This window comes from Dehalococcoidales bacterium (genome assembly GCA_028716225.1).
Classification (GTDB): Bacteria; Chloroflexota; Dehalococcoidia; order Dehalococcoidales; family UBA5760; genus UBA5760.
The window spans coordinates 1-2,940 of the sequence record JAQUQE010000129.1; the positions used below are offsets into that span (position 1 = coordinate 1).

Consider the following 2,940-nt stretch of genomic DNA (forward strand, 5'->3'; position numbering starts at 1 on the left):
CCAGGCTATCTTTACCGCCATCGAGATAAAGGGCGTATGCGAGGTTATCGCTTTCAACCCTGAAGTCGAGATCAGCACCGGCGTCATTGATGGTTACAGCCGCACCAGCGATAGCAAGTCCCCCGGCAGTCAGGTCGCCGGTAATAGTGACGTCCACTTTAGCAAACGAGACGGCAGCCGTGCCACAGTCGAATTTAACATACTGGTCAGCCGCGCCGAGGTAAACTATAAAGTCAACGTCATTATCGGCGTTACCGACAATAACCTCACCATCGGCAATTTCGAGGACATGGTAATCCTCGTCAGCCCGATGGCCTTTTTCGTAAAAGATCAAGTCTCCGCTTGACCAATACGACCTTATATCTGTTTTAGGCATTATATTTCTCCAAGTTTATTACCATACCTTTCGGTTTAGGGGCGGTGGTTCCGCCTTACTGGCAGAAATACTCCGTCCCGCAATAAGGGCATCTGATGTCGGAGATGCTTGTTTTTTCACACCTCGGGCACCATTTAACCTTAAAGGGACGCTGCATCCTGTCTTTAGGTGGGGAGAGGACAGCTTTCGCCGCCCTCTCCTTCTTTACCGTTGTCCCCTTTTTCTTTGTCATGATCCCCCCCTAAGTTACGCTATGGCAGTTAGTGGAACATCCAGCTTGTATTTCGGCTCACTAAGAATGGCAATAGCCGAGACATAGTTGTTGCCGGATGCAGGTGCGGCACAGGTGAGCTTTACCCACTCATAGCCGTCAGAAAGCTCGTCAGCGTCAATCTCGATAGCGAAGACATGAGAATCATCGTCATCTGCTACCGTAAGAGTGCCACTTGAAGCTGTCAAAGCACCCCAGGTGTCGGTAGTTGCCATTTCCCTGTAATTAAAGTCGGACAGGGCAGTCTCGGTGCCGCCGGAAACTGCGGTGCATTCCTCAACTGTTACGGCGAATCCTTTAGAGTTAACGCCGGTCTGCAATATGATGCAGGCGTGGTTATATCTCTGCATGCTAAACACACCACAGGTCGGCGCGCCGGATGTGGTATCAACTGGGTGGATGATAGGGATAATCTGTACTTGCCCTATTAGTTCCATATTAAATCCTCCTAAATTAGTAAACTACCTTTAGCTCAGCCGGATAAACGGGCTCAGAGCGTTTGACCCATTCTTAGGGGTCAGAGTGGACAGCCAGGTCGGGGTTCCGTCATATCTCATGTTGAAGCGGAAGACGGTCTCGTTATAGTCGAATCTCAGGTGAATCGAAGAGGCCATCGAGACACCGCCCGACTTCTGACCAATAAGGTACTGAGAGAAATCGGCCAAGCAAAGGTCACCGGCAGTTCCAGTAGTAGAGCATTTTTCGGTATAGAGTAGCGGGCGTCCCATTAGAGACTGGAACGGGGAACCGGAGAGTCCGCCGGCAGGCATCCATGCGGCAGCGCCGCCAGTACCAACCGCTAAGTCCATCTTAGCGAGATACGGGAAGGTGTCGATATGAGCTACCCACACAGCGTTGCGCTGACAGCGTGGGTATAACTGGGCCCACATATTAACGATGTCGTCATAGATGATGTTCGATGCTTCCTGCCTACTCACGCTGATTATAGCGGGATTGGCGGCATTGAAAGCGCCCAGGGCTTTGTTGGAGCCATCACCGGTCAGGAAGTCATCGTCCTCGACGAAGCTGATAGCCTGTCTGAACTTGCGCTCAATAAAGGCCTCAACCGCGATAACGGAATCCTCCATCAGTTCGGCGGTGGCATAGCAAAGGCCGGTCAGTTGATGAAGAGTAAGGGCAATCTGGCCGACAACTGGGTTAGTTTTGTTAAACTGCGCGCCCTCGGCAGTTCTATAGATGGTGATTCCGCCGAAGTAATTAGATGAATGGTCAGAATCATAGTCGGCGGGAATGACGATCCGGTTAGACTTCATGGGCTGGATCGAGGCGCGTGGCCTAACAATAGCGGCCTCGAGGTCTTTCTCCAGAATCTTCTCGGCAAACTCCTCAGGTACGGTAAATCCGCCCTGGGACAGGTCGCCTTCCTCCATAACACCGGCGGTCTTCCTGCAGGCGATCTTATAGGCCTTGCCCGCTTCGCTGATATGAGCGTTAGGGGTCCCGTCCAGAATAACGTCCTTAAAGAAGTGAGCGACGTTCTTAAATCCACCCTTCGGATCGGACATTATCTTTTCCTCGGGTGCTACCATGTCGGTTACGGGAGCATCCTCGTGGATGTCCTTTTTGTCTGTTTCCTTCAGCTTCCCGATCTCAGTTGAAACTGTATCGCGGATAGCCTCTTGCAGGTTCTCTAAAGTAAGTTCCATGCTTTTCCTCCAATAAAAAACCCGCTCTCGGCGGGTTCTTCCAAAAGTATTTTATGAGTCTTGATTTACGGGGCACCTAGCTGTTTATTAATCTCTCCCCTCACGGCCTCTTTTACCATCCGGGCAATAACCTCGGCGGTAATCTGTGGCGGTTCCGGTTCGGTAATAACCAGCTTCGGCTTTCGAGCAGATTTGACTGCACTTACCGCAGCGCCGATTGATTCCGTGATAGATTCCAGTTTTTCAATCGTCTCATTGGTATAGATAAGCCCTATCTGTTCTTTTATATCAACGGGGATGTCGTTCCCCGACAAACGCAGTCCTTCTCTGACTAGATTCCAGAAAGTGCCTTGTGCCTCTTCGTTAATTCCAGAGTCTTTAATACAGGCAATCAGATAATCAAGCTCGTCAACTATCTCGCTCTGGCTGACTTCTTTTGGTTCCGGCATTTCCGTTAAGTCCACGATGGGGATATCGCTTAAATCTATAAAGGTAACTTCAGCGTCAGTTAAAGTGGTACTGGTTGAATCTATAGATTTACCCTCGTCATGCTCTTTAACCCACGCCTCGGCCTTCTCCATCGTCCAGCCGAACTTAGATTCCTTACTGAAAAGGTAAGTAGCGAA

The 2,940-nt window shown here is 50.3% G+C and carries 5 protein-coding genes; all 5 read right to left on the reverse strand.

Annotated elements, in window-relative coordinates:
- Positions 1-376 (reverse strand): hypothetical protein (locus PHI12_14650; protein MDD5512025.1); only part of this gene is annotated, 376 nt, incomplete at its 3' end.
- Between the two features lie 55 nt (positions 377-431).
- Positions 432-608, reverse strand: a complete 177-nt coding sequence (locus tag PHI12_14655) for a hypothetical protein (GenBank protein MDD5512026.1) — start codon at positions 606-608, stop codon at positions 432-434.
- 14 nt (positions 609-622) lie between these two features.
- The gene (locus tag PHI12_14660) at positions 623-1,084 is read right to left on the reverse strand and encodes a hypothetical protein (protein ID MDD5512027.1); all 462 of its coding nucleotides are present in this window, start codon (positions 1,082-1,084) and stop codon (positions 623-625) included.
- Between the two features lie 30 nt (positions 1,085-1,114).
- Positions 1,115-2,314: a phage major capsid protein gene (locus PHI12_14665; protein MDD5512028.1), complete on the reverse strand. Its 1,200-nt coding sequence runs from the start codon at positions 2,312-2,314 to the stop codon at positions 1,115-1,117.
- Between the two features lie 65 nt (positions 2,315-2,379).
- Positions 2,380-2,940 (reverse strand): hypothetical protein (locus PHI12_14670; GenBank protein ID MDD5512029.1); only part of this gene is annotated, 561 nt, incomplete at its 5' end.

What these genes read in the sequence shown, in the direction of transcription:
- PHI12_14665 (MDD5512028.1), bottom strand. Translation starts at nt 2,314, where the DNA reads ATGGAACTTACTTTAGAGAACCTGCAAGAGGCTATCCGCGATACAGTT.
- PHI12_14660 (MDD5512027.1), bottom strand. Translation starts at nt 1,084, where the DNA reads ATGGAACTAATAGGGCAAGTACAGATTATCCCTATCATCCACCCAGTT.
- PHI12_14655 (MDD5512026.1), bottom strand. Translation starts at nt 608, where the DNA reads ATGACAAAGAAAAAGGGGACAACGGTAAAGAAGGAGAGGGCGGCGAAA.